Annotated in this window: 16 protein-coding genes; 7 read left to right on the top strand and 9 right to left on the bottom strand. The window is 62.8% G+C overall.

Going from position 1 to position 17,942, the window contains the following annotated elements; genetic code table 11:
* Positions 1-261 precede the first annotated feature (261 nt).
* Positions 262-1,014, top strand: a complete 753-nt coding sequence (locus P0D68_RS19525; protein ID WP_091798262.1) for an IclR family transcriptional regulator domain-containing protein — start codon at positions 262-264, stop codon at positions 1,012-1,014.
* A 224-nt stretch (positions 1,015-1,238) separates the two neighbouring features.
* On the top strand, positions 1,239-1,451 hold the full coding sequence (locus tag P0D68_RS19520; RefSeq protein ID WP_091798264.1) for a hypothetical protein: 213 nt from the start codon (positions 1,239-1,241) through the stop codon (positions 1,449-1,451).
* 153 nt (positions 1,452-1,604) lie between these two features.
* Here the strand turns inward: P0D68_RS19520 and P0D68_RS19515 are convergent, their stop codons facing one another.
* Together P0D68_RS19515 and P0D68_RS19510 are read right to left on the bottom strand one after the other, a co-directional pair.
* Positions 1,605-1,883, bottom strand: a complete 279-nt coding sequence (locus P0D68_RS19515) for a hypothetical protein (protein WP_091798267.1) — start codon at positions 1,881-1,883, stop codon at positions 1,605-1,607.
* Between the two features lie 138 nt (positions 1,884-2,021).
* Complete coding sequence (locus P0D68_RS19510) at positions 2,022-2,777, bottom strand: Mut7-C RNAse domain-containing protein (RefSeq protein ID WP_408303269.1); 756 nt, start codon at positions 2,775-2,777, stop codon at positions 2,022-2,024.
* A 94-nt stretch (positions 2,778-2,871) separates the two neighbouring features.
* On the opposite strand from P0D68_RS19510, the gene P0D68_RS19505 reads away from it, so the two are divergent.
* Together P0D68_RS19505 and P0D68_RS19500 are read left to right on the top strand one after the other, a co-directional pair.
* Positions 2,872-3,741, top strand: coding sequence for an NAD(P)-dependent oxidoreductase (locus P0D68_RS19505; RefSeq protein ID WP_408303271.1), 870 nt, complete (start codon positions 2,872-2,874; stop codon positions 3,739-3,741).
* A 74-nt stretch (positions 3,742-3,815) separates the two neighbouring features.
* The gene (locus P0D68_RS19500) at positions 3,816-4,451 is read left to right on the top strand and encodes a LysE family translocator (RefSeq protein WP_091798275.1); all 636 of its coding nucleotides are present in this window, start codon (positions 3,816-3,818) and stop codon (positions 4,449-4,451) included.
* Between the two features lie 290 nt (positions 4,452-4,741).
* Here P0D68_RS19500 and P0D68_RS19495 read toward each other — a convergent pair whose 3' ends face one another.
* From P0D68_RS19495 to P0D68_RS19470, 6 genes are all read right to left on the bottom strand, one after another.
* Positions 4,742-5,566, bottom strand: coding sequence for an OmpW/AlkL family protein (locus tag P0D68_RS19495; RefSeq protein WP_408303273.1), 825 nt, complete (start codon positions 5,564-5,566; stop codon positions 4,742-4,744).
* Positions 5,567-5,760: 194 nt separating this feature from the next.
* Positions 5,761-7,002 (bottom strand): DUF2957 domain-containing protein, encoded by a 1,242-nt coding sequence (locus P0D68_RS19490; RefSeq protein ID WP_408303275.1) that lies wholly within the window; start codon positions 7,000-7,002, stop codon positions 5,761-5,763.
* Between the two features lie 97 nt (positions 7,003-7,099).
* Positions 7,100-8,533, bottom strand: coding sequence for a DUF2957 domain-containing protein (locus tag P0D68_RS19485; RefSeq protein WP_408303277.1), 1,434 nt, complete (start codon positions 8,531-8,533; stop codon positions 7,100-7,102).
* 492 nt (positions 8,534-9,025) lie between these two features.
* Positions 9,026-9,973 (bottom strand): N-acetyl-gamma-glutamyl-phosphate reductase, encoded by a 948-nt coding sequence (argC, locus tag P0D68_RS19480; RefSeq protein WP_408181351.1) that lies wholly within the window; start codon positions 9,971-9,973, stop codon positions 9,026-9,028.
* Positions 9,974-10,157: 184 nt separating this feature from the next.
* Positions 10,158-10,730 (bottom strand): flavodoxin family protein, encoded by a 573-nt coding sequence (locus P0D68_RS19475; RefSeq protein WP_091798284.1) that lies wholly within the window; start codon positions 10,728-10,730, stop codon positions 10,158-10,160.
* Positions 10,731-10,954: 224 nt separating this feature from the next.
* Positions 10,955-11,557, bottom strand: coding sequence for a YbhB/YbcL family Raf kinase inhibitor-like protein (locus P0D68_RS19470; RefSeq protein WP_408303280.1), 603 nt, complete (start codon positions 11,555-11,557; stop codon positions 10,955-10,957).
* A 265-nt stretch (positions 11,558-11,822) separates the two neighbouring features.
* On the opposite strand from P0D68_RS19470, the gene P0D68_RS19465 reads away from it, so the two are divergent.
* Positions 11,823-12,512, top strand: coding sequence for a response regulator (locus P0D68_RS19465; protein ID WP_091798289.1), 690 nt, complete (start codon positions 11,823-11,825; stop codon positions 12,510-12,512).
* A 93-nt stretch (positions 12,513-12,605) separates the two neighbouring features.
* Here the strand turns inward: P0D68_RS19465 and P0D68_RS19460 are convergent, their stop codons facing one another.
* Positions 12,606-13,292, bottom strand: a complete 687-nt coding sequence (locus P0D68_RS19460) for an orotate phosphoribosyltransferase (protein WP_007179868.1) — start codon at positions 13,290-13,292, stop codon at positions 12,606-12,608.
* 398 nt (positions 13,293-13,690) lie between these two features.
* Between P0D68_RS19460 and P0D68_RS19455 the strand changes: the two genes are divergently transcribed.
* Both P0D68_RS19455 and P0D68_RS19450 read left to right on the top strand, forming a co-directional pair.
* A complete protein-coding gene (locus P0D68_RS19455) occupies positions 13,691-14,923 on the top strand; it encodes an MFS transporter (RefSeq protein WP_408181344.1) in 1,233 nt (410 codons plus the stop codon).
* Positions 14,924-15,235: 312 nt separating this feature from the next.
* Positions 15,236-17,518: an NADP-dependent malic enzyme gene (locus tag P0D68_RS19450; RefSeq protein WP_408303283.1), complete on the top strand. Its 2,283-nt coding sequence runs from the start codon at positions 15,236-15,238 to the stop codon at positions 17,516-17,518.
* Positions 17,519-17,942 lie beyond the last annotated feature (424 nt).

The following is a 17,942-nucleotide window of genomic DNA, read 5'->3' as shown; positions in this document are numbered from 1 at the left end:
CAACGCGTTCGCGGCTGACTGGCGGCGTCGACTCGATGAGCGCGTCGCCGTTCGGCCGCAGACATGATACGTGTGCACCGCGAGGGCTGATGTCCGGGCATCCCGCAGTATCGGCATCTTCGAGCAGACGCACGCGACCTTGAATGATCCGATCGATCCATAGTCGTTCGCAGCGCGCCCGACTCGGGCGATAATCGCGCGACGGCCAACAGTTCAGTGCACGACTGACCCAGCGAGCCGGCTGATTTTCAGGCAAACGCAATGGATGAGAAAGACTGGATCGCCGGCGCGGCCAAAGCGCTGGCGATCATCGAAGCATTCGACGAAGAGCACGCCCGCATGACACCGACCATGGTGGCTGGGCGCGCGGGCCTGTCGCGCACGGCGGCGCGTCGCTATCTGCTGACGTTGCGCGAACTCGGCTATGTGGACACCGACGGCAAGCTATTCTGGCTCGCGCCGCGTGTCTTGCGGCTCGGCCAGTCGTATCTGGATTCAGCGCGCTTGCCGCGCACCGTGCAGCCGTTTCTCCAACGTATTACCGCAACGGTGCAGGAAACCGCGCTGGTGGCGATTCTCGATGAACACGACGTGGTGTATGTGGCGCGCAACGGCGTGAACCGGGCGATGGCGGTCGGCTTCGTGCTCGGCTCGCGCGCGCCCGCGCCGTTGTCGTCGGCGGGACTGGTTTTGCTGGCGTTTCAGGCGCCGGAGAGCATCGAGCAGTGGCTCGCGTCTTACCCGATCAAGGTGTTCACGCCTCACACCTACTCGACGATCGAACAGTTGCGTGATGTGCTCGGCGAAATTCGCCGCAATGGCTACGTGGTCACCGACCAGCAACTGGAGTTGGGCGTGCGCGGCGTCGCGGTGCCGTTGCGTGACCGGCATGGTTCGGTCGTGGCGGCGATCAGCGTCAGCATGCCGATCGGACAGGAGTCGGCGAACGCCGCGTTGCATCGCGTGTTGCCGACCCTTCTGGAGAACGCCAGCCTGTTGCGCAACCTGGTTTGATGCGGTCTAGGTGAATCCCCTGGTAGGCGGCGCTTGACGAGTGAAAGCGTGTCGAAAGCAAGCTGTCTCCCGGAAAATACATATCGAGTTTTGGGCATGACAAACCGCCTACACTGCGTAATACTCTCCCGCGGGGAGCGGGAAGGCGCCTCAAGCCCTGTCTGCTTCACCGTGCAGCTTATTCATTCACATTGACTCAGTCGTCCAGGTTTGGGGAACAACACATGAAAAAAGTTATCGTCTCGCTCGCAGCCGCTTCGATCGCGCTGGTTTCCGTTCAAGCTTTCGCACAAGCGTCGGACGCAGCAGCACCGGCTGCTGCAGCAAGCGCGCCGAAGAAGCATCACGTCAAGAAGCTGAAGACGCACGGCAAGCGCGCTCCGGTTTCGGCAGCCGCTTCGGCAGCTGGCACGAACGACAAGGGCACGCAAAACTAAGCTGCGGCCCGATTTTTCGGGCCAGCCTCGCCGGTTGACCGTTCCGAGCCGCTTGTCGGCAGGTGCAATGTGATCCGGATGAAGGCGTCGTAAGCAAAAAGGCCAGAGCTCGTGCTCTGGCCTTTTGCATTCCGGGCGCGGTTGTCGCGGCGATTAGCCTGCGAGTCCACGCTTGATGACTTCGTTCAGCAGTCCGCTCATTCCTTCGGGATGGGTCGCGGCCCGCTCTTTCAGCTCGGTCACCAAATCGCCGTTCAGCTTGCACGCGAATGCGACCAGGCCCTGCGCCTGATCGAGCTTGCGCTGTTCGCGGCGATCGAGCTTCGGCTCGGCGGCCGCGGCTTTGCCGAAACGGTCGGCCGTCGACAGCTTCATTGCATTGTTCAGCTTGAGTGCCTTGTTCTTTTCAAGGTCGGTCTTTTTCATCGCCATACGGAAGGCCTCTGCCAGATAAGTAATCCCGCATTGTACGCACCGCGCCGGACGTCGGGCGAGCGCGCGGCGCCAGGGGCTTCACCTGCATCGATCGCCGCGCAAAGTGGGATCCAGAGTAAGCACCTCAATCGGAGCTCAGGCAGACCGGCCAGGCGCGGCCGCCACGCTGTCCATGAGCGCGCGCATTCTCTGCCAATGGGTGCCTTCCCAAAACACGCGACGGCACACGTCGCAGGTAACGAACTGTGCATGCCTTTCCAGCACGCCGTCGGGAGCACGTTTGCCGACTTCCTCCTTGGGGATGCGCCGTAGCGGCACATTGCACATCAGACACAAGCGAAATGGTTGCGCGCTGCCGGCCAGATCGAGCCGTTCAAACACTTCGCGCAATTGTTCGCGTGGTCTGAGCGTGCGGACATAGCAGCCATGCGTGATGCTGCGGCGTTTCAATAACTCGCGGTCACGTGTCAGGACGATGCGCTGTTGCGCGGCGGCCAGCGCTTCGATGTCGGCGTCGGGAAAGTGGTTGTCGTACAGCGTATCGAAGCCGGCAAGCCGCAGGAGCGGCGCGAGGCCGCCCAGATGTGCGTCGGCGATGAAGCGCACCACGCGCAGCGGCCGTTCGCGCACGCGCAGAAGCGGCTGGATGTCGAGCGCTTCAAACTTCGGATACACGGCTATGCGATCGCCGTCCGAGAGGGGATGATTGAAACCGACCGACTCGCCGTTGACCAGAATCAGTTCGACCTCGGTGTGCGGCACGCCAAGCACCTCGATCATGTGCTTGGCGGTGGCGCCCGGCGCGCAAGCATAACTGAACGCGCGCCGGCGTAGCGGGCGCGCGAGAAAATCGTTCAGCTCCTCGTAGAAGCGGAATGTCGCGGTCACCATCACCGCAGTATCGCACCGTGTTTCATTGCGTGCTGTCCTGCACGTGTCGCATGGGTGTGCTTTACTTCCAGTTCTTTAGAAGACGGAGCGACAGATGGACATCGGTTTTATCGGTCTCGGCGAGATGGGCGCCGCGATGGTTGCAAACATTTTGAAAGCCGGTCATCAGGTGCGCGTGTGGAATCGCTCGCCGGAACGTGCGCAGCCGCTCGTCGATGCAGGCGCGCGGATCGTCGCGACGCCGGCCGAAGCGTTTGCGGGCGACGCCGTGTTCTCGATGCTCGCCGACGATAGCGCGTTGCGCGAGGTCATCACCGCCGCCCTGCTGGAACATGCTCCGCGTGGACTGATTCACGTGAACATGGCGACGATCTCGGTCGCGCTGGCCGAGGAACTGGCGACGGCGCACGCATCGCGCGGCGTTCACTACGTGGCCGCGCCGGTGTTGGGCCGGCCCGATGTCGCCGCGGCGGGCAAGCTGACCATCGTGGCGGGCGGACCGGCCGAGTCGATCGACCGTGTTCAGCCGATTTTCGACGTAATCGGCCAGAAAACCTGGCGCATCGGTTCGCTGCCGCAGCAGGCGAATGTCATGAAGCTCGCGGCTAACTTCATGCTGGGCGCGGCAGTCGAGACGCTCGGCGAAGCGGCCACTCTGGTGACCGGGCACGGTCTGGCGATGCAGGATTTCCTCGACGTGATTACGAGCGGCCTGTTTCCGGGCCCGGTCTATTCGGGCTACGGCAAGCTGATCGCGGAGCAGCGCTACGAGCCGGCGCTGTTCAAGGCGCGTCTTGGCCTGAAGGACATGCGTCTGGCGCTGGCCGCGGCTGAGGCCGTGACGACGCCGCTGCCGATCGCCAGCGTAGTGCGTGACAGTCTGATCGAAGCGGTGGCTCACGGCGACGGCGAGAAGGATTTCGCCGTGCTGGGCCAGGTCGCCGCACGGCGAGCAGGGCGCTAAGAGGCACTGACATGCGGTGGTGACGGGCGCGGGCGGGCATAATAGGCGCCCGATCCTATTTCGCCGTGATTCCCATGAGCCTGCATACCTGGTGGTTGTTCGTCGCCACTGTCTTTGTCGTTTCCGCGATTCCCGGTCCGAACATGCTGCTCGTGATGACGCACGGCGCCCAGCACGGCTTGCGCCGCTCCAGCGCCACCATGGCGGGCTGCCTGTCGGCGCTGGTGCTGATGCTGGCGGTATCGGCGGCGGGGCTTGGCGTGTTTCTCGAAGCCTGGCCGGCCATGTTCAACGCGCTGCGGATGATCGGCGCGGCCTACCTCGTGTATCTCGGCATCAAGGCATGGCGCGCGCCGGCCGACGAAGCCGCCGCCGGCAACGCCGACGAACTGGCCGCCAGGCCCGCGCGTTCGCGCCTCGCGCTGTTCCGCAACGGGTTCCTCGTCGCGGGCAGCAATCCGAAGGCGATTCTGTTTGCCGCGGCGCTGTTGCCGCAATTCATCGACGCCGCTCAGCCCAAGCTGCCGCAATTTGGTGTGCTCGTGGCGACTTTTGCCGTGATCGAGGTGAGCTGGTATCTGGTGTACGCGGGGTTTGGCACGCGCATTGGCGCGAGATTGAAGAGCCGCAGCGTCGCCAGGATGTTCAATCGGCTGACCGGCGGCGTGTTCGTCGGATTCGGCGCGATGATGGCGCTGGTTCGCCACTGAGCGGACGGGGCAGCGCCTTCGACAACGGTGGAAGCACAAGACACCTGGGAGGCTGTTGCATTTTTGCAACGTTGAGGGTCTACCCTAATTTGCATGTTGCGCCGCACCAAAGCATTTGCTATATTCTGTCTTGTCTCCTCCATGTCTCCTCTGATATGGATTCAGCCCGCCCAATTAGGCGGGCTTTTTTTTGCCCTGAATTTTTTGCACTGAGTTCGCAGCATCCCCGAAAAACACGAGCCGGCTGGCCCTTTCGCAGGGCCGCCGGCTTTGTTGCGTCGGCACGGAACTCAGAACTTGTACGAGACGGCGAGGAAAGAAATGATCGGATCGGCGCTCAAGTCCGCCTTCGAGACCCCCAGCTCCGTGCCATCCGCCGCCTTGATGATGACCGACGAGGTCGTCTTCAGCGGGATGTAGGTGACCGACGCCACGAGCCCCCAGTGATCCGTGATGTTGTACGCGAGCCCCGCGTTGAACACCGGCGCCCACGACGACGACGCCTTCGCCGACACCTGCGTCTGCCCCGGCTTGCCCGCGCCGGCCGCCAGCACCGCGCCGAGGTTGTTCTGCGTCGACTGGACGAAGTTCTGGCTCAACTGAATGTCCGAGAACCAGTTGTACGACACACCCACGCCGACAAACGGGCGGAACTTCGCCGTCGGCTCGTTGAAGTAGTACTGGAACAGCAGCGCCGGGCTCCACTGGCGCACGCTCTTCACGATCGGATTGGCCTGCGGATCGCCCAGATCCTGTTGACCGAGCGCGCCTGCCGGTCCCGGCGGTTTGATGACGCCGTGCCCATAGATCTTGAACACCGGCGGCACACCGGCCACGGTCGTCACGGCAATGTGATCGGTGAGGTAATGGCTGAACACCAGGCCGACGGTATCGGCGCTGCCGGTCGACAAACCCGTACCGGCCGAAGTGAACGAGCTTGGCAGGCGCAGCGGCGTGTTGATCGGCGTCGGCGCGACGTTGGTGGTGAGCGGCGTGCTCGAATCCTGCGGCATCACGTGAAACCAGCCGAGTACCGCGACGTTGTCGCCCGCATGTTGGGCGTGCGCGCCGGCTGACAGGCAGGCGACCATTAACGCGAAACAGATTCTTTTCATGTTGTTCCTCCTGAGGCGCGCGTGAAGCTGATCGCGCGCGGCAAGCGACGGCAGGTCCGCGACCGCGCCGGTGCGCTGCTTATTCGGTGGGCGCCGGCTGCCGCGCTGTGACGCCGCTGTGACGCCGCTGTGACGCCATGCGGCAGCCGGGACGCGAACGCCACGTTGCAACGTGGCGGCGCGTGCGGCGCCCATTACTGGACGAAGGCGCCGATCGTGAAATACGGCGAAGCCGCGTTGGTCAGATCGAGGTAGCCGAACACCCCGCCCGTGAAGATCATCTTTCCGGTCGGCGTGGTGCCGGTCGAGGCGCCCACTCGCGTCGTCGTCACTACGCCCGGCACGGCTTGGGTGAAGTCCAGATTCAGCGCCGTCGCGAGCGATGCCTGCGATGCGTTGAACGGATCGAGCAGCGTAGCCTCGGTGCCTTCGAGCGCGGTGGTGCGGTAGTCGAACTGGCTATCCACGCCGATGTACTCGCCGTTTTGCGAGTTCACCGCGATCGCGCTTCGCGGCGCCAGAATCGAGATGCCCGACTCGTCGTCGGCGTAAGGCCCGAGCGCGCCGTTTTGCGGCACGGTCACCGACGAGTTCGCCGCGCCGGTTCGCACCAGAATCGGCACCAACTGGTTACGCAGCTTGCCGACGATCATGTAGCCGCGCGCTTCCGGGGTCGTCGCGAGGGTGGGCTTCGCCTGGCCAAGGAAGTTGTTGGTCTGGAACGCGCCGCTGCCGTCCGCCGACTGCGCGAAGTTGCCGCCGGGTTGCTGACACTTGCCGGCGTTGATGCCGGAATTGTCACACTCGGTCCACGTGCCGTCCGCGTTGATCGTGATCTTCGAATCGACCGCGACCGGCGCGAAGTTTTGCGACGGTACCTGGTGATAGCCGAGCTGGTTGTACGTGCCGGCCACGTTCGCCAGATTCGTTTCAATCGACGAGAAGCCGATGAACGGGTAGTACGGGAACTTGGTATCCGGCACGGCGCCTACGCCGAGAATCCCGCCGAACGAAATTTCCGCGCCCGGGATCGTGCCGCCCGCCACGCCTTCGCCGACGAAAATCCGCGCCGGACGATTCGGGTCGAGACTCGCGCCGTTCAGGCGGAATGCGCACTGGTTGAGCTTGTTGGTCGGCAGCAGGGTTTCCTGGGTGAGCGTGCCGCTGGCTGACTGCCCTGCGCGCGTTGGGACGACAGTGCCGGTGGTTGCCGGAATCGGCGACTCGATGTAACTGATCTGCCAGGTCATCTTGGTCGTGTCGAGTTGCAGCTTGACCAGCTCGCCGTCGCCGCCGCCGCCCGTGAATACCGTGCCGTAGTCCAGCGACGCAGGGCACAGCCGGACTTCCGTCACGGGCCCGTCACCGCCGCCGCCACCACACGCCCCCAGCAACGGTGCAGCAAGAGCGAGCACCGAAAGGATTCTCCATTTCATACCGCCTCCAGAATTTTCTCGTTGTGTGTGGCCGGCTCCCAGTCCAGCCACCTGATTTATTTATGTCTCGTACTGCGAACTGCCGGTCCGTTGTGACTTACTTGCTGATTTGCGCGCCGATACCGAAGTAAGGTGCGCTCGAAGCCGTGCTGTTGAGTTGCGATGTCGGCGCTACGCCGCCATTGACGGTCCCTTGAATCTCGATCGCATAGAGGCCGCCCGAAGCGATTGCGAGCCCTTTTTGACCGTTGGCCTGCTGGACGCCGACCAGTCCGGGACTCGGCAGGCCGTAGCCCAGACCGAAGCCGTCCTCCGCCGCCGAAGTCGACGGGTTGATGAAGGTGCCGACGCCGCCCTGGATCAATGCCGCCGTGTACTTGAAGTTGGAGTCGGCACCTACGTAGCCGCCGTCGAAGCCGCCGGACGCAAGCGGTTTAGCCGCGGCCAGCAGGGCGATGCCGGATTCGTCGTCGACCTTGGCGTCGGAGTGCAGCAATACCGCGGTGCCCAGGTTGACGGAGCCCGTGCGAATGACGAGCGGCACCGTCGCGCCGTTGATCTGGCCGAGGATCATGTGCGCCTGCGCCGACACGCCGCTCGGCTGGTTCAGTGGCGGCAGCTTGAGCTGAGTGCCGATCTGCGGCGCATTCTGGCTGTCGAAGTAGCCGCTGGCATTGGCGGTCCATGCCGTGCCCGTCGTCAGGCAGCCGCTCGAGCTCGGCGTAAATGCCGCGTTGGCCGGATTCGAGCCCGTGCAGTTGCCGGCCGCGTCGAAGGTTTCGACCGTGTTGGTGGCGGTCGCCGCGTACGAGCCGGACGGTACGAGGTGATACAGCAGACCGTTGTAGGTGCCGGCCAGCTTGGTGATATCGGCGGTCGTGCTGGCAAATCCGAGGAACGGGTAGAAGTCGAAGTGCCGGTTCGGTACCGCGCCGACGTGATCGATGATGCCGGGAATGATGGTCAGGCCGTCGTACTCGACAGTCGCGCCCGGAATGCCGCCGCCGGCCACGCCCTGGCCGACCAGAATCATCGGCGGGTTCGGGTTGTTGACGAAGTCGGGCGTCGTGTAGGTCGTGCCGTTCGCGGGCGCGGTGCCGGTGCCTTTGCCGAGAATGAAAGCGCAGCGGGTTTGCTCCGCGGTCGGCAGCATGCCGGTCGGAGGATGGATCACTGCACCGGTAATCTGTGTGCCTTCGCGCGTGATGGTGACGTCGGCGCTGGTCAGCGGGATCGGCGACTTGAGCCACTTCAGCGAGTAGGTCATCGCTGTCGCGTCGATATTGAGTTGCACGACTTCGCCGCTACCCGCTCCGCCGAGGAACGTGCTCTTGACGATGTCGGCCGTGGCGGGACACAACGCAGTCGCACCGGCGCTCGAGGTCGGCGGACCTTGCACGCCGCAACTCGCGCCTGAGCATTGCGCGGGGTTGACCGGGCCTGGATTGTCGGCCTTGCCGCCACCGCAGGCGATCAGGAATGGGGCCGTGGCAATGGCCATCGCCAAGCCTCGAGTAATGGCGTGCGACATGCTGCTGTCTCCCTTCATGTAATTGTGCGAGCTAATTTCGCTGTGCGGATAATGGCTGTCAATTGAATGAGCCGTCTAAAAAGACTGATTCAAACAGCGTTCCTTTTCGAGGACGCGCACCGCGTGGACACTGGCGGCCCTTTTAAACAAAAAATGTTTTTTCGGCTTGGGGATGACATCGTTGCTTCGCCGCACTGCCTTGCCAGGCAAGCGTTACAGCAAAATGGCTCTATGATCTTCGAACGACCGTTCGCGAAAAAATCCGGAGTTTCCCTATGCGGAAAACTATGCTGTGGGCGTGGTTCTCAGGAATGAATTACCGGCAGTTTCTCAGGTAATCGGATTTTTATTTTTTAAGTAATGCGGGCTACTACCGATTAACTGCGGGAAATGGAATTGAAATCGGCGGGATTTAAAACAGAAAGGCCGATCCTGGTGGACCGGCCTTTTTTGTGACTCGACGGCGCATTGCCGCCGGTAGCGCAGGGTTGATCAGCGTTTCAAGCCGCTGTCTTCGCTGGCGCCGATCGCGAGGTTCATGCACTGGATCGCCGCGCCCGACGCGCCCTTGCCCAGGTTGTCCAGACGCGCGACGGTCACGAAGCGTTCTTCGTTGCCGAACACGAACAGGTCGACGCGGTTGGTTTCGTTGTTCGCCTGCACGTCGAAGAAGCCGCTGTCGAGGTTTGCTTCCGCGTCGAACGGCGCAACGTGCACGAAGGTCTCGCCCGCGTAGTACTCGGCAAACAGCGCCTGCACGTCTTGCGGTGTGGCCTTCTTCGCCAGCTGGTTTGGCGAGAAGAAGGTGGTGACCGCGAGACCCTTGTAGAAGTCGCCGACGATCGGCGTAAAGACCGGCGCCGATTTCAGGCCCGTATGCGCAGCCATTTCCGGCAGATGCTTGTGAGTCAGACCAAGCGCGTACGGACGCGGGCTCTTGAGCTTGTCGTTGCCGCCGGCTTCGTAGTCGGCAATCATTTTCTTGCCGCCGCCGCTGTAGCCGGTGATCGAGTAAGCATGCGCGGCGAACTCGGGCGCCACCACGCCTGCTTCGACCAGCGGACGCATGGCGAGCACGAACGCCGACGCATGGCATCCCGGCACCGCAATGCGTTTCGCCGTGCGCAGACGCTCGCGCTGCGAGCGCGCCAGCTCGGGCAGGCCGTAAGCCCAGTCGGCGGAAGTACGGAACGCGGTGCTGGCATCGATCAGCACGGTGCGATCGTTCTCGACCAGCGAAGCGGATTCGCGCGATGCGACGTCGGGCAGGCACAGGAACGTGACGTCGGACGCATTGATGAGACGACGGCGCTCGTCGAGGTCTTTGCGCTTCGCTTCTTCGATACGCAGGATCTCAACGTCGGCGCGTTGCGACAGGTATTCGAAAATCTTCAGGCCGGTCGTACCTTCCTGTCCGTCGACAAAAACTTTCGTGCTCATCTCGATCTCACTGGCTTGCTGGAAACAGGGCGCGACACCGCGCCGGAACGTTATTTTAAGACCTGATGGCGGCCGACGTGCAAAAGGGGTGAAAAAACGACGATGCACGCCGAACGTGACATCGGCGTGACCCGTTGTGCGGCAGATGCCAGCCGATGCCGGCCGGATCGCGGCAATCCGTGCGTCAGCGGGCGGCGGCGATCCAGCGTGCCGTGACGCCGGCCACCCGTGCGCCGAACATCCGCGCGGTTTCCAGGTCGCCGGCGGGCGGTGCTTCTTCCGGCGATGCATCGGCCGGTGACTGCGTGAGCAGGCCGGTCGAGCCGCCTACATAGTTCAGGTCGTTGCGGGTCGCCGCCTTGGTGTTGGACGGCATCATGCCGGTGCCCGCCCAGATCATGCCGTGCTGCATGGCCAACGTGACGAAGTACTGGATCGTCGAGAACTTGTCGCCGTTCATGGTCGCGGAGTTGGTGAAGCCGGCCGCGATCTTGTCCTTCCACGTCTGTCCGAACCAAGGTTTCGAGCTCGCGTCGGCGAACTTCTTGAAGTCGGCGGAAGGGCCGCCCATGTAGGTCGGCGCGCCGAAGATGATGGCGTCGGCCGCGGCGAGTTCGGCCCAGGCCGCCTCGTCGATCTCGCCGACCGGCAGCAATTTCCCGTCCGCGCCGGCTTCGAGAGCGCCCGCCAGCACGGCCTCGGCGACTTTCTTCGTGTGGCCGTAGCCGCTGTGATAAACGATGACGATCTTCGACATGTAACACTCTCCAGCAAAATGAACGAGGATGGGTGAGGCACGGCAATGGTGCGCAGTGGTGTCGGCGCTGCCCCGGCAAGCTTGACGCGTACCGTCGTCCTGCACATTAGCGTGCGCGAATGACAGAATTTCGGCGCGGGCGGCAATACGACGCAAGCCGTGCGCCAAGCGAGGCTCCGGCCGGCGCTCGTGCGACTGGGTTGCGCGCGCTGCAAGGCGCGAGTCTAGCGACCGTAATTGACCACGAGCCGAGCACTGCCAAGTGTGGCGGTGCTGATCTCGTGGTCGAACATCAGCGCGGGGCGGCCTTGCGCGAGGCGCAGGTCGGCGCTGCTGAGCGCATAAACGGTGATGATGTAGCGATGCGGTTTGCCGGGCGGCGGACATGGACCGCCGTAGCCGTCGGTATCGAAATCGTTGCGCGCTTCGACCGCGCCCAGTTTGCTGAGGAACCCGGAGGAACTCGCATTCTCCGGCAAGCTGCCGACCGTAGCCGGAATGCCCGCAACGGACCAATGCCACCATCCGCGGCCTGGCGCATCCTGATCGAACATGGTGACCGCGAAGCTGCGCGTGCCGGGCGGAGCGTCGTGCCAGGAAAGTTGTGGCGAGCGGTTGCCGCCTTTGCAGTCGTCCTGATTGAAAACCTGAGCGGCTTCCACCGTGCCGCCCGCCCGGAAGCTGGCGCTGGTCAACGCAAACGCACCCTCGGCGAAGGCGTATGGCATGTGCGCCACCCATAACGCGAGCCCGAGCATAGCGCAGGAAAGAAGCGGCAAACGGCGCAACGGTGAAGCATTCGAAACGACCAGGCAACGCGAGCGCATGTGCCGGTTCTCCAGTGAGGGCGCGAGGCGGTAGCGCTCGCGAAAGTTATTGTCCCTATTTTGTTCCCCAAGGTCGGTCCAAGTCTAACATTAGCTCTGCTACGCACCATTGTTGCGCAGTCCGGTGGAATATACGGGCCAGAATCGGCTATAGTCGGAGGAATTGTCCGCGCGAACGCAGGCCGCGTCCTCATCCGTTTACGAAATAGAAAACAAAGGCATGTCAGAAGTTCTGGAGAGTGTTTTATCTGTCGAGGGGAGGGCAATGCAAGATCCTGTCAGGGTCGTGGTCGCTGACGACCACCCGGTTATTCTGTTCGGGGCCGAGCAGGCTTTGCTCAAGTTTCCTGGTCTGCAAGTGGTCGCGCGTGCGCGGCAGTCAACCGAATTGATCAAGGTGCTGCAAACCATGGCTTGCGACGTGCTCGTCACGGATCTGGCCATGCCTGGTGGCCAGTATGGCGACGGCTTGCCGCTGATTGGCTATCTGCGCCGCAATTTCCCTAACCTTCCTATCGTCGTCCTGACGATGCTGGAGAATGCCGCGTTGCTGAAGCGGCTGAGCGAACTCGGCGTGACCTCGGTCGTCAACAAGTCGGACGATCTAAGCCACATTGGGCTCGCGGTGCAGCACGTGAGCCGCAACCTCGAGTACATGAGCCCGTCGGTCAAGGCTTCGTTAGATGCGCTGCGCATGAATGCCGGCGGCAAGAACGACGAAGTCATGCTGTCCAAACGTGAGCTGGAGGTGGTGCGTCTGTTCGTGTCCGGCATGACGATCAAGGAAATCTCCGAGCAACTCAACCGCAGCATCAAGACGATCAGTACACAGAAGAACACCGCCATGCGCAAACTCGGCATTGAGCGGGATTCCGAATTGTTCCAGTACGCGCAGAGCAATGGCTTGCTGAATCTGTCGTCGCATTCGGCGGAAGAGCCCGGTGGAACGTCTTAAGTTCGTTTGCTTTTGCTAAGGCAAAAATAGAAAAAGGGCGCCTGTCGATAAGACAGGCGCCCTTTTTATTCAATCCGCGTCAGGCGGCGAGGCTTATTGCGGCGTCGAGGTCGCGCCACCGTGTGCAGCAGACCATTCAGCCGGTGCGTGCAGGAATTTCTCCACTTCGTCGAGCGTCTTGGTGTCGAAGTACTTGTTTTCCTTCGCGACGCGCAACACGTCCCACCACGTGGCGAGCGCGTGCAGATCGACGTCGATGTCTTTCAGCACCGACACGCTTTCCTTGAAGATGTTGTAGTGGAACAGCACGAAGCAGTGGTTCACCGTCGCGCCGGCGGTGCGCAGCGCGTTGATGAAGTTGATTTTGCTGCGGCTGTCCGTGGTCAGGTCTTCGACCAGCAGCACGCGTTGACCTTCGGTCAGCAGGCCTTCGATCTGCGCGTTACGGCCGAAACCCTTCGGCTTCTTGCGCACGTATTGCATCGGCACCATCAGGCGATCGGAGAGCCATGCCGCGAACGGGATGCCCGCGGTTTCGCCACCGGCGACGGCGTCGATCTGCTCATAGCCGACGTCGCGCAGAATCGTGGTCTCGGCCATTTCCATCAGGCCGCGGCGCACGCGCGGGTACGAGATCAGCTTGCGGCAGTCGATATAAACCGGGCTCGCCCAGCCGGACGTGAAAATGTACGGTTTCTCCGCGTTGAAGTGCACTGCCTGTACTTCCAGCAGCATCTTGGCGGTCGTGTCGGAGATCGTCTGGCGATCGAAGCCTGTCATGGGCGGATCCTTGGGTGTGAGCGGGGAGAAGCGGGCGCGGAGCCCGGTGGCGCAGCAAGCGAGGTATGCCGCACCATGTTGGGCGGCGCCTTGATAGGCAAATACGCAGCCGGTCAGCGGAGTGCGGGCCGGATTTTGCTACGCGCGCAGGCCGATATTTTACCCGAAATGAGTCCTCCCGAGGAGGCCGTCTCGCCTGCCTGCTGCGGATGACGGCGATAACGGCCGCGCTGCGCCGGCTCGGCGTGCGCTGAAGGGATGCGCCGGCAGGCCCGATCCGCTCGCGCTTTTTGGTTCGCTTGTGAGCCGCCTGGGGCGCCTTTACACTCACGCGAATTTATCGGGTGCTTGCCGCCGTCGCCGCCGCCGTTGCCTATCTGACCTACGGAATGCTTTCAATGAATGTCGCTCCTTCCGCCACCGAGACCCGCGCATCCGCGAGGGAAGGCTACGCCGGCCGTGCGCTGATCGCCTCGGTACTCGGTTACGCGATGGACGGCTTCGATCTGCTGATCCTCGGCTTTATGCTGCCGGTGATCGCCGCCGATCTGCATCTGAACACCGCGCAAGGCGGCTCGCTCGTCACGTGGACGCTGATCGGCGCGGTGGCGGGTGGTGTGATCTTCGGCGTGTTGAGCGACTATTTCGGCCGCGTGCGCATGCTGACATGGACCATCCTGATCTTCGCCGTCTTCACCGGCTTGTGCGCGTTGGCGCAGGGCTACACCGACCTGCTGATCTATCGGACTATCGCCGGGATCGGGCTCGGCGGCGAGTTCGGCATCGGCATGACGCTGGTGGCCGAAGCCTGGCCGGCGTCGCAGCGAGCACGCGTGTCGTCCTATGTCGGGCTGGGATGGCAACTCGGTGTGCTGGCGGCAGCCTTGCTGACGCCGCTGCTGTTGCCGCTGATCGGCTGGCGCGGCATGTTCGCGCTCGGGCTGCTGCCGGCCGTGGTGTCGTTCTTTGTGCGGCGCCGCGTCGAAGAGCCGGCGCTTTTCACGGAGCGCGCGGCGCGCGGCAGGCGCAAGCTGCCGCTGAAACTGCTGGTGACCGATGGCCGCACTACGCGCGCCAGCCTCGGCGTGGCGATTCTCTGTTCGGTGCAGAACTTCGGCTATTACGGTCTGATGATCTGGCTGCCGAGCTATCTTTCGAAAACCTTCGGCTACTCGCTGACCAAATCCGGGCTGTGGACCGCCGTGACGGTTCTGGGCATGGCGTGCGGCATCTGGCTGTTCGGCATCGCCGCCGACCGCTTTGGCCGCAAGCCGACCTTTCTGTTCTACCAGGCGGGTGCGGTGGTAATGGTCTTCGTCTACGCGCACCTGAGCACGCCGGTGGCGCTTCTGATCGGCGGCGCGGCGATGGGCGTGTTCGTCAACGGCATGATCGGCGGTTACGGTGCGTTGATCTCCGAACTCTACCCGACCGATGCGCGAGCCACTGCCCAGAATGTGCTGTTCAATCTCGGCCGTGCGGTAGGCGGTTTCGGGCCGGTGGCCGTGGGCGCTTTGGCCGCGCGCTACTCGTTTGCTGCGGCGCTCGCTCTTCTCGCGTCGATCTATTTGCTCGACATCTTCGCGACGCTTTTCCTGATTCCCGAACGACGCGGTGCCGAGCTCGAATGAGCGCGAACAGCTCGCGTATGACCTGCGAATGACAAGCGGCCAGAAGTCCGCCGAATGCGGCGCTGCAGCATGGCAGGCCGTTGTTTCGCGGATGGTGAGCAGCGTTAACCACTCAGTCCATCGACGCTTTCGGGGTGTACACTAACCGACCCGCTAAGCACTCCGCACCGTCCCGTCCTCCGGTGAGGTTCAGCGCCGCGCCCAACCGGCGCATGCGAAAGCCGCGTCGGTCGATTATCCATTCGATAGATGTAAGCGACGCCAACTGTGCGGTGTGCCGGGCCCGATTATTTACGTCTCGCAGGTCAAAAAATGGACGAACAACTCAAGCAAAGCGCTCTCGCATATCACCAGAACCCGAAACCCGGCAAGATTTCGGTCACGCCCACCAAGCCGCTGTCGAACCAGCTCGACCTGTCGCTCGCGTACTCGCCGGGCGTTGCCGCCGCCTGTATGGCGATCTTCGAGGAGCCGCTCGACGCGCAGAAGTACACATCGCGCGGCAACCTGGTCGGCGTGATCACGAATGGCACGGCCGTGCTCGGCCTCGGCAACATCGGTCCGCTCGCAGCGAAGCCGGTCATGGAAGGCAAGGGTTGCCTTTTCAAGAAGTTCGCCGGCATCGACGTGTTCGACATCGAACTCTCGGAGTCGGATCCGGACAAGCTCGTTGAAGCGATCGCCATGCTCGAGCCCACGCTCGGCGGCATCAACCTCGAAGACATCAAGGCGCCCGAGTGCTTCTACATCGAGAAGAAGCTGCGTGAGCGCATGAAGATTCCGGTCTTCCACGACGATCAGCACGGCACGGCGATCATCGCGTCGGCGGCGATCCTGAACGGATTGAAAGTGGTCGGCAAGAAGCTCGACGAAGTGAAGCTGGTGTGTTCCGGCGCGGGCGCGGCAGCGATCGCGTGTCTGGATCTGCTGGTGAACCTGGGTCTGTCGAAGAAGAACGTTCTCGTGACCGACTCCAAGGGCGTGATCTACGAGGGTCGCGGCAACCTGGATCCGTCGAAGGAACGTTACGCGGCGAACACCGAAGCACGCACGCTCGCCGACGCGATTCGCGGCGCCGACGTGTTCCTCGGCTGCTCGAGCGCAGGCGTGCTGAAGCCGGAGATGGTCGCCGAGATGGGCACGCAGCCGCTGATTCTCGCGCTGGCGAATCCGGAACCGGAAATCCGCCCGGAAGACGCGAAGAAGGTTCGTCCGGACTGCATCATCGCGACCGGCCGTTCGGACTACCCGAACCAGGTCAACAACGTGCTGTGCTTCCCGTTCATCTTCCGCGGCGCGCTGGATGTCGGCGCCACCACGATCACGGAAGAAATGAAGCTCGCCTGCGTGCGCGCGATCGCCGAACTGGCCGAAGAAACCGATCAGGGCGATGAAGTCGCAAAGGCGTACGAAGGCCACTCGCTGGAATTCGGTCCCGAGTACCTGATTCCGAAGCCGTTCGATCCGCGCCTGATCATCAAGATCGCGCCGGCTGTCGCGCAAGCGGCAATGGATTCGGGCGTTGCGACCCGTCCGATCAAGGACATGGACGCGTATCGCGAAGAACTCGGCACGACCGTGTATCGCACGGGCATGGTGATGCGCCCGGTGTTCGCCGCGGCGAAGTCGGAACCGGCGCGCATCGTGTTCGCCGAAGGTGAAGACGAGCGTGTTCTGCGTGCAGCGCAGTTCGTGCTGCTGGAAAAGATCGCCAGGCCGATTCTGGTCGGCCGTCCGTCGGTGATCGAGATGCGTCTGAAGAAGATGGGCTCGAAGTTGAAGTGCGGCGAAGACTTCGAAGTGGTCGATCCGGAAGACGATCCGCGCTATCAGCAATCGTGGCAGGCATATCACGAACTCGGCGCGCGCGAAGGCGTGACACCGGACGTGGCGAAGGCCGCCATGCGCAAGTTCAACACGCTGATCGGCGCGATCCTCGTGCGCCTCGGCGAGGCCGACGGCATGATCTGCGGCATGATCGGCCAGTACCACACGCACCTGAAGTTCATCGAGCAAGTGCTGGGCAAGGCGGAAAACGTTCAGAACTTCGCGGCGATGAACCTGCTGATGCTGCCGGGCCGGAATCTGTTCATCTGCGATACGTACGTGAACGAGACACCGACCGCCGAGCAACTCGCCGACATGACGCTGCTGGCAGCGGGTGAGATCGAGAAGTTCGGCATCACGCCCAAGGTCGCCTTGCTGTCGAACTCGAACTTCGGCAGCGCGCCGTCTTCGTCGTCGCAACGCATGGCGGCGGCTCGCAAGCTGATTGTTGAACGCGCGCCCACGCTCGAGATCGACGGTGAGATGCACGGCGACGCGGCGTTGTCGGAAGCGGTGCGCAAGGCCGCATTCCCAGGCACGACGCTGAGCGGCGAAGCCAACCTGCTGATCATGCCGAACGTGGAAGCGGCGAACATCACGTACAACCTGCTGAAGATGATTGGCGGTGAAGGCGTGACGGTCGGTCCGTTCCTGCTGGGCGCCGAGAAGCCGGTGCACATTCTGACGCCGGCGGCGACCGTGCGCCGGATCATCAACATGACGGCGGTGGCGTCGGCCAACGCGCGTAAGCCGGTGAACGCGAAGTAATGCGCATGCTTTGAGGATCGAGACGGCGCCTCGTCGAGGCGCTCGCGACGAACCTGCGAAAACGCCACGGAAGTTGATTCCGTGGCGTTTTTTTCGTGCGCGTGCACATGCATGCCTATGCACAGCCGCGCTGTCGTCCCAAACATTCTTACTGTGTTTTCGCGCGTTTGGGAATGCTCCTATTCGATTGCCAGCGACTCGTTTGTAAAGTGACTTCTGAAGCACAGCACATCACGACAACCGCGGAACAGTCGGCGGGTCAGTCCTCGCTGTCGTCGTGTGCCGCGCTTCGTCTTGTAAATGTTCGTTGTGTAGCAGGAAGTAGCAGTACCGCCCGGTCTCGCGCACATGCATGACGTGTCGAAGCTGGAAACAAAAAAAGGCGACTGTCCGCGAGGACAGCCGCCTTTCTCATTTGAGCCCG

The sequence above is a fragment of the Paraburkholderia sp. RL17-380-BIE-A genome (assembly GCF_046028085.1).
Taxonomy (GTDB): Bacteria; Pseudomonadota; Gammaproteobacteria; order Burkholderiales; family Burkholderiaceae; genus Paraburkholderia.
Note: the sequence above shows the minus strand (reverse complement) of the source record. Positions and strands in the feature narration are given on the sequence as shown.

Coding starts and splice junctions, on each gene's coding strand:
- P0D68_RS19520 (WP_091798264.1), top strand. CDS start 1,239: ATGAAAAAAGTTATCGTCTCGCTCGCAGCCGCTTCGATCGCGCTGGTT.
- P0D68_RS19485 (WP_408303277.1), bottom strand. CDS start 8,533: ATGTCGCACGCCATTACTCGAGGCTTGGCGATGGCCATTGCCACGGCC.
- P0D68_RS19505 (WP_408303271.1), top strand. CDS start 2,872: ATGGACATCGGTTTTATCGGTCTCGGCGAGATGGGCGCCGCGATGGTT.
- P0D68_RS19510 (WP_408303269.1), bottom strand. CDS start 2,777: ATGGTGACCGCGACATTCCGCTTCTACGAGGAGCTGAACGATTTTCTC.
- P0D68_RS19490 (WP_408303275.1), bottom strand. CDS start 7,002: ATGAAATGGAGAATCCTTTCGGTGCTCGCTCTTGCTGCACCGTTGCTG.
- P0D68_RS19525 (WP_091798262.1), top strand. CDS start 262: ATGGATGAGAAAGACTGGATCGCCGGCGCGGCCAAAGCGCTGGCGATC.
- P0D68_RS19450 (WP_408303283.1), top strand. CDS start 15,236: ATGGACGAACAACTCAAGCAAAGCGCTCTCGCATATCACCAGAACCCG.
- P0D68_RS19500 (WP_091798275.1), top strand. CDS start 3,816: ATGAGCCTGCATACCTGGTGGTTGTTCGTCGCCACTGTCTTTGTCGTT.
- P0D68_RS19460 (WP_007179868.1), bottom strand. CDS start 13,292: ATGACAGGCTTCGATCGCCAGACGATCTCCGACACGACCGCCAAGATG.
- P0D68_RS19475 (WP_091798284.1), bottom strand. CDS start 10,730: ATGTCGAAGATCGTCATCGTTTATCACAGCGGCTACGGCCACACGAAG.
- argC (WP_408181351.1), bottom strand. CDS start 9,973: ATGAGCACGAAAGTTTTTGTCGACGGACAGGAAGGTACGACCGGCCTG.
- P0D68_RS19495 (WP_408303273.1), bottom strand. CDS start 5,566: ATGAAAAGAATCTGTTTCGCGTTAATGGTCGCCTGCCTGTCAGCCGGC.
- P0D68_RS19465 (WP_091798289.1), top strand. CDS start 11,823: ATGCAAGATCCTGTCAGGGTCGTGGTCGCTGACGACCACCCGGTTATT.
- P0D68_RS19470 (WP_408303280.1), bottom strand. CDS start 11,557: ATGCGCTCGCGTTGCCTGGTCGTTTCGAATGCTTCACCGTTGCGCCGT.
- P0D68_RS19455 (WP_408181344.1), top strand. CDS start 13,691: ATGAATGTCGCTCCTTCCGCCACCGAGACCCGCGCATCCGCGAGGGAA.
- P0D68_RS19515 (WP_091798267.1), bottom strand. CDS start 1,883: ATGGCGATGAAAAAGACCGACCTTGAAAAGAACAAGGCACTCAAGCTG.